The 6,899-nt window shown below is 73.8% G+C and carries 6 protein-coding genes and 1 pseudogene; all 7 read left to right on the forward strand.

Annotation, left to right across the window (positions count from 1 at the left end):
• Positions 1 to 205, forward strand: a pseudogene (locus tag CCN42_RS04105) (acyl-CoA carboxylase subunit beta); the annotation flags it as partial.
• A gap of 9 nt (positions 206 to 214) precedes the next feature.
• Positions 215 to 2,062 (forward strand): acetyl/propionyl/methylcrotonyl-CoA carboxylase subunit alpha, encoded by a 1,848-nt coding sequence (locus CCN42_RS04110; RefSeq protein WP_086733106.1) that lies wholly within the window; start codon positions 215 to 217, stop codon positions 2,060 to 2,062.
• An 80-nt stretch (positions 2,063 to 2,142) separates the two neighbouring features.
• On the forward strand, positions 2,143 to 3,306 hold the full coding sequence (locus CCN42_RS04115; protein ID WP_086733107.1) for an acyl-CoA dehydrogenase family protein: 1,164 nt from the start codon (positions 2,143 to 2,145) through the stop codon (positions 3,304 to 3,306).
• Positions 3,307 to 3,333: 27 nt separating this feature from the next.
• Positions 3,334 to 4,902: a 4-coumarate--CoA ligase family protein gene (locus tag CCN42_RS04120; RefSeq protein WP_086733108.1), complete on the forward strand. Its 1,569-nt coding sequence runs from the start codon at positions 3,334 to 3,336 to the stop codon at positions 4,900 to 4,902.
• Positions 4,899 to 5,633, forward strand: coding sequence for an enoyl-CoA hydratase family protein (locus CCN42_RS04125; protein ID WP_086733109.1), 735 nt, complete (start codon positions 4,899 to 4,901; stop codon positions 5,631 to 5,633). Before CCN42_RS04120 ends, CCN42_RS04125 begins: the two co-directional genes overlap by 4 nt.
• A gap of 4 nt (positions 5,634 to 5,637) precedes the next feature.
• Positions 5,638 to 6,267: a TetR/AcrR family transcriptional regulator gene (locus CCN42_RS04130; RefSeq protein ID WP_086733110.1), complete on the forward strand. Its 630-nt coding sequence runs from the start codon at positions 5,638 to 5,640 to the stop codon at positions 6,265 to 6,267.
• Between the two features lie 2 nt (positions 6,268 to 6,269).
• Positions 6,270 to 6,827: a hypothetical protein gene (locus CCN42_RS04135; RefSeq protein ID WP_086733111.1), complete on the forward strand. Its 558-nt coding sequence runs from the start codon at positions 6,270 to 6,272 to the stop codon at positions 6,825 to 6,827.
• Positions 6,828 to 6,899: the final 72 nt, after the last annotated feature.

Consider the following 6,899-nt stretch of genomic DNA (forward strand, 5'->3'; position numbering starts at 1 on the left):
CGACGACGCGGACGCCGCCCTGCGCGCCATGGTGGAGCAGCAGATCGAGTCCGAGTCGCTGCCGATGTTCCTGTCCGGACGGCTCTACGACGACGGCGTCATCGACCCGCGCGACACCCGCACCGTCCTCGGCGTGTGCCTGTCCGCCGTCCACACCGCGCCCTACGAAGGCGTGCGCGGCGGCTTCGGCGTCTTCCGGATGTGAGGAAACCCAGTGATCACTTCTGTGCTCGTCGCCAACCGGGGCGAGATCGCCTGCCGCGTCTTCCGCACCTGCCGTGAGCTGGGCATCCGGACGGTCGCGGTGTACTCCGACGCCGACGAGAACGCCCTCCACGCGCGCGTGGCCGACGCCGCCGTACGACTGCCGGGGGCGGCCCCCGCCGACACCTACCTGCGCGGCGACCTGATCGTGCGGGCCGCCCTCGCGGCCGGCGCCGACGCCGTGCACCCCGGCTACGGCTTCCTCTCCGAGAACCCCGGCTTCGCCCGCGCGGTCCTCGACGCGGGCCTGGTCTGGATCGGCCCGCCACCGGAGGCCATCGAGGCCATGGCGTCCAAGACCCGCGCCAAGGAACTGCTGGGGATCACGCCCTTGCGCGAGGTCACCGAGGGCGACCTCCCCGTGCTGGTGAAGGCGGCCGCGGGCGGCGGCGGACGCGGCATGCGCGTCGTACGCCGCCTCCCCGACCTGGAGGAGGAGCTGACCGCCGCCCGCGCGGAGGCACTGGCCGCGTTCGGCGACGACGAGGTGTTCGTCGAGCCGTACGTCGAGGACGGACGGCACGTGGAGGTGCAGATCCTCGCCGACACCCACGGCACGGTGTGGGCGCTCGGCACCCGGGACTGCTCCCTCCAGCGCCGCCACCAGAAGGTCGTCGAGGAGGCCCCGGCGCCCGGCCTGAGCCCCGGGCTGACCCACGAGCTGCACGAGACCGCCGTACGCGCCGCCCGCGCGGTCGGCTACACCGGCGCCGGCACCGTCGAGTTCCTCGTCGCGGGGGACCGCGCGCACTTCCTGGAGATGAACACCCGCCTCCAGGTCGAACACCCCGTCACCGAGGCCGTCTTCGGGATCGACCTGGTCGCCCTCCAGATCCGCGTCGCCGAAGGCCACACCCTGGACGACGAACCCCCACGCGCGCATGGCCACGCCGTCGAGGCCCGCCTCTACGCCGAGGACCCGGCACAGCACTGGGCCCCGCAGACCGGCACCCTGCACCGCCTCGCCGTCCCGGACACCGTCCGCCTCGACACCGGATACACCGACGGCGATCCGATCGGCGTCCACTACGACCCCCTGATCGCCAAGGCCGTCGCCCACGCACCCACCCGCGCGGAGGCGATCCGCAAGCTGTCCGGCGCGCTGGAGCGGGCCGCGATCCACGGCCCGCTCACCAACCGCGACCTCCTCGTCCGCTCCCTGCGCCACGAGGAGTTCACCTCCGGCCACATGGACACCGGCTTCTACGGCCGGCACCTCGCCGAGCTGACCGAGCCCGCCCCCGACCCGTACGCCCCGCTCGCCGCCGCCCTCGCCGACGCCCACGGCCGCTCCCGCTTCGGCGGCTGGCGCAACCTGCCCTCCCAGCCGCAGACCAAGCGGTACACGATGGCCGGCGAGGAGCACGAGGTCCGCTACCGGCACACCCGCGCGGGCGGCCTGGAAGCCGACGGCGTCCGCGTCCTGCACGCCGACGCGCGGCTCGTCGTCCTGGAGGCGGACGGCGTCCGACGCACGTACACGGTGGCCCGCCACGGCGACGACATCCACGTCGACGGAACGACCCTGCGCGCCCTGCCCCGCTTCCCCGACCCCGCCGCCCAGCACGCCCCGGGCTCCCTCCTCGCCCCCATGCCCGGCACGGTCGTCCGCATCGCCGACGGCCTGACCGAGGGAACCGCCGTACGGGCCGGACAGCCCCTGCTCTGGCTGGAGGCGATGAAGATGCAGCACCAGATCACGGCCCCGGCGACCGGGACTCTGAACGCCCTGCGCGTAACCCGAGGCCAGCAAGTGGAACTCGGCACCCTCTTGGCGGTCGTGACGGCAACCAGCTAGGGGCGCGGGGCTGTACCGATACGCGGCTCCGCCGCGTGTGCGCGACCAGCCCACCACCACCCGCAGACCGGAGGACCCCGATGACCACCCACATCGAATCCGAGGAACACAGAGCACTCCGCGCCGCCGTGGCCGCCCTCGGCACCCGCCACGGCCGCAACCACGACCACCACGAACTCTGGTCCGAGGCGGGCAGACTCGGCTACCTGGGCGTCAACCTGCCGGAGGCGTACGGCGGCGGAGGCGGCGGCATCACCGAACTCTCCATCGTCCTGGAAGAGCTGGGCGCGGCCGGCTGCCCCCTCCTCATGCTGATCGTCTCCCCGGCCATCTGCGGCACCGTGATCGCCCGCTTCGGCACGGAGGAACAGCAGCGGACCTGGCTCCCCGGCCTCGCCGACGGCACCCGCCTCATGGCCTTCGGCATCACCGAACCCGACGCGGGCTCCAACAGCCACCGCATCACCACCACGGCCCGCCGCGACGGCGCCGACTGGCTCCTCACCGGCCGCAAGGTCTTCGTCTCCGGCGTCGACATCGCCGACGCCACCCTCATCGTCGGCCGCACCGAGGACGCCCGCACGGGCCGCCTGAAGCCCTGCCTGTTCATCGTCCCCCGGGACACCCCCGGGTTCGGCCGCCGCAAGATCGACATGGAACTCGCCGCGCAGGAGAAGCAGTTCGAGCTGACCCTCGACGACGTCCGGCTGCCCGCCGAAGCGCTCGTCGGTGGGGGCCCCTCCCACGCCTTCGGCCGCGGGGGAGAGGACGCGGGCCTGCTCCAGCTGTTCGCCGGACTCAACCCGGAGCGGATCATGACGGCCGCGTTCGCGATCGGCATGGGCCGGTACGCGGTCGCCAAGGCCGTCGAGTACGCCCGCGACCGCACCGTCTGGAAGTCCCCCATCGGCGCCCACCAGGCCATCGCCCATCCCCTCGCCCAGGCGCACATCGACCTGGAACTGGCCCGCCTGATGATGCAGAAGGCGGCCCAGCTGTACGACGCGGGCGACGACGCCGGCGCGGGCGAGGCCGCGAACATGGCCAAGTACGCCGCCGGAGAGGCCTGCGCGAAGGCCGTCGACCAGGCCGTGCACACCCTCGGCGGCAACGGACTCACCCGCGAGTTCGGCCTCGCCTCGCTCGTCACGGCCGCGCGCGTGGCTCGTATCGCCCCGGTGAGCCGGGAGATGATCCTCAACTACGTCTCCCACCAGACCCTGGGTCTGCCGAAGTCGTACTGACACCCGCCCCCGCGCGAGGAGGAACCGATGTTCCGCAGCGAGTACGCAGACGTCCCGCCCGTGAACCTGCCCATCCACGAGGCGGTCCTGGGCCGCGCGGCCGAGTTCGGCGACGCGCCCGCCCTCATCGACGGCACCGACGGCACCACCCTCTCCTACGAGCAGCTGGACCGGTTCCACCGGCGCGTCGCCGCCGGGCTCGCCGAGGCAGGCGTGCGCAGGGGCGACGTCCTCGCCCTGCACAGCCCCAACACGATCGCCTTCCCCACCGCGTTCTACGCCGCCACCCGCGCGGGCGCCGCCGTCACCACGGTGCACCCGCTCGCCACGGCGGAGGAGTTCGCCAAGCAGCTCGGTGACTCGGCGGCCCGCTGGATCGTCACCGTCTCACCGCTGCTCGACACCGCCCGCCGGGCCGCCGAACTCGCGGGCGGCGTCCGGGAGATCTTCGTCTGCGACAGCGCGCCCGGACACCGCTCCCTGATCGACATGCTGGGATCCGCGGCCCCCGAGCCGGACATCGCCATCGATCCCGCCGAGGACCTGGCCGCCCTGCCGTACTCCTCGGGCACCACCGGCACCCCCAAGGGCGTCATGCTCACCCACCGGCAGATCGCCACCAACCTCGCCCAGCTGGAACCCGCCATCGACGCCGGACCCGGCGAACGCGTCCTGGCCGTCCTGCCCTTCTTCCACATCTACGGGCTGACCGCCCTGATGAACGCCCCGCTCCGGCAGGGCGCCACCGTCGTCGTCCTGCCCCGGTTCGACCTGGGGACCTTCCTCTCGGCCATCCAGAACCACCGCATCACCGCCCTCTACGTCGCCCCGCCGATCGTCCTCGCCCTCGCCAAGCACCCACTGGTCGCCCAGTACGACCTGTCGTCCCTGAAGTACGTCATCAGCGCCGCCGCCCCCCTGGACGCCGGCCTCGCCGCGGCCTGCTCCCGCCGCCTGGGACTGCCGCCGGTCGGCCAGGCGTACGGCATGACGGAACTCTCCCCGGGCACCCACGTCGTCCCCCTGGACGCCATGCGGGACGCGCCCGCCGGAACCGTCGGCAAGCTCATCGCCGGGACCGAGATGCGGATCGTGGCGCTCGACGACCCCGGCAAGGACCTCGGGCCCAGGGAGAGCGGCGAGATCCTCATCCGCGGCCCGCAGGTGATGAAGGGCTACCTGGGCCGCCCCGACGCCACCGCCGCGCTGATCGGCCCCGACGGCTGGCTGCACACCGGCGACGTGGGGCACGTCGACGAGGACGGCTGGCTGTTCGTCGTCGACCGCGTCAAGGAACTGATCAAGTACAAGGGCTTCCAGGTCGCCCCCGCCGAACTGGAGGCGCTGCTCCTCACCCACCCCGGCATCGCCGACGCCGCCGTCATCGGCGTCCACGACGACAACGGCAACGAGATCCCCCGCGCCTACGTGGTGCGCCAGCCCACCGCGCCGGACCTCACCGAAGCGGAGGTCATGACGCACGTCGCCGAACGCGTCGCCCCCTACAAACGCGTCCGCCAGGTCGTCTTCACCGCCACCGTGCCCCGCGCCGCCTCCGGCAAGATCCTGCGCCGCGAGCTGAGGGAGCGGGCATGACCTCCGTCGAGCGCACCCGCGCGCGGGGGGTCGAGACCCTGGCCCTCGACTCCCCGCACAACCGCAACGCCCTGTCGGCGGCCCTCGTCGGCGAACTGACCGACGCCCTCGCCGACTCCGGCAAGGAGGACGGCGTCCGCGCCGTCGTCCTCACCCACACCGGCACCACCTTCAGCGCCGGCGCCGACCTGCGCGACCCGCCCGACCCCGACGCGCTCGTCGCCCTGCTCCGCCTGCTCGTCGAACTGCCCAAACCGGTCGTCGCGCGGGTCACCGGACACGTCCGCGCGGGCGGCCTCGGCCTGCTCGCCGCCTGCGACATCGCCGCCGCCGCCCACACGGCCACCTTCGCCTTCACCGAGGTACGCATCGGCGTCGCCCCCGCCGTGATCTCCCTGCCGCTGCTGCCCCGCACCGACCCGCGCGCCCTCGCCCGCTACTACCTCACCGGAGAACGGTTCGACGCCGCCGAGGCGGCCCGCATCGGCCTGCTCACCGCGGCCGGCGACGACGTCGACGCCGTACTGGAACCCGTCCTGGACGGGCTGCGGCGGTCCGCACCCGAGGCCCTGGCCGAGACGAAACGGCTGCTCACAGCTAGGGTGCTGGAGACTTTCGACCGGGACGCGGCCCAGCTGACCGCGCTCTCGGCCCGGCTGTTCTCCTCCCCGCGGGCCCGCGAGGGGATGACGGCCTTCCTGGAACGACGGGATCCCGAATGGGTGCTGTGACGGAATGAGCACTGTGACGACAGACGACCACGCGGACCGTGCCGACCGCGCGGACCGCGTCCCCAAGCAGGACCGCAGCCGGGCCACCCGGCAGCGGCTGCTGGCCGCCGCCGTGTCCTGCCTCGCCGAACACGGCTGGGCCGGGTCCACGGTCTCCGTCGTCGCCGAACGCGCCGGCGTCTCCCGCGGCGCCGCCCAGCACCACTTCCCCACCCGCGAGGACCTGTTCACCGCCGCCGTCGAGTACGTCGCCGAGGAACGCTCCGGCGCCCTGCGCGCCCTCTTCCCCGAGGGCGCGGCGGGCGACCGCCGGGCCGTCGTCACCGCCCTCGTCGACCTCTACACCGGCCCTCTCTTCCGCGCCGCCCTGCACCTGTGGGTCGCCGCGTCCAACGAGGAACAGCTCCGCCCCCGGGTCACCGAACTGGAGGCCCGGGTCGGCCGCGAGACCCACCGCATCGCGGTGGAGCTCCTCGGCGCCGACGAAACCCGCCCCGGCGTCCGCGAGACCGTGCAGGGCCTGCTCGACATGGCCCGCGGCCTCGGCCTCGCCAACCTCCTCACCGACGACGCGCCGCGCCGCGACCGCGTGGTGGCCCAGTGGGCGGCGCTGCTCGACGGGGCGCTGGACTGACGGTGGGCGACCGCTTCCAGGTGATCGCGGACCTCGACGCGGGAGCCGCCGACGCACGACGCCTCGCGGACCGGGTCGTGGCCTGGCTCGTGGCCGAGGGCGTCGTACGCGCCGAACGCACCGCGTGCGTCCTCGGGGAACCGCTGGGACACCCGCCCGGCCCCCACTGGGAGCGGGCCGTGCGCGACGACTGGGACCTGCCGCCCTCCGGCGGGCTCGCCGTCCACACCCGGCGCACCGGCTTCACCAGCGGAGCCGACATGCCGGACGCGGCCGTCTGCCCGCGCTGCACGGCGGCGACCCCGCTGGACGACAGCATCTGGCCGCGCTTCAGCGAGGCGATGCAGGCCTGGCACGACACCGGCTCCGCCTCCGTCACCTGCCCGGCCTGCGCCGCGCCCGTCGCCGTACCGGACTGGACGTGGGACGAGTGCCCCCTGGCCTTCGCCCACCTCGGCTTCGAGTTCTGGAACTGGCCCGACCTCGGCGACGCGTTCCGGGCCCGCCTGACCGGGCTCCTCGACGGCCACCGCACGACGTACCTCTGGGGCGCCTGCTAGGGGGTGTCGTCAAACTCCCGTCTGCCCCGCGACGCCCGGCACGTGCTCTCGCCGCACCGGACGAAAGCCCGA

This window comes from Streptomyces glaucescens (assembly GCF_002154375.1).
In the GTDB taxonomy this organism is placed as follows: Bacteria; Actinomycetota; Actinomycetes; order Streptomycetales; family Streptomycetaceae; genus Streptomyces; species Streptomyces glaucescens.

What these genes read in the sequence shown, in the direction of transcription:
- CCN42_RS04115 (WP_086733107.1), top strand. Translation starts at nt 2,143, where the DNA reads ATGACCACCCACATCGAATCCGAGGAACACAGAGCACTCCGCGCCGCC.
- CCN42_RS04130 (WP_086733110.1), top strand. Translation starts at nt 5,638, where the DNA reads ATGAGCACTGTGACGACAGACGACCACGCGGACCGTGCCGACCGCGCG.
- CCN42_RS04120 (WP_086733108.1), top strand. Translation starts at nt 3,334, where the DNA reads ATGTTCCGCAGCGAGTACGCAGACGTCCCGCCCGTGAACCTGCCCATC.
- CCN42_RS04125 (WP_086733109.1), top strand. Translation starts at nt 4,899, where the DNA reads ATGACCTCCGTCGAGCGCACCCGCGCGCGGGGGGTCGAGACCCTGGCC.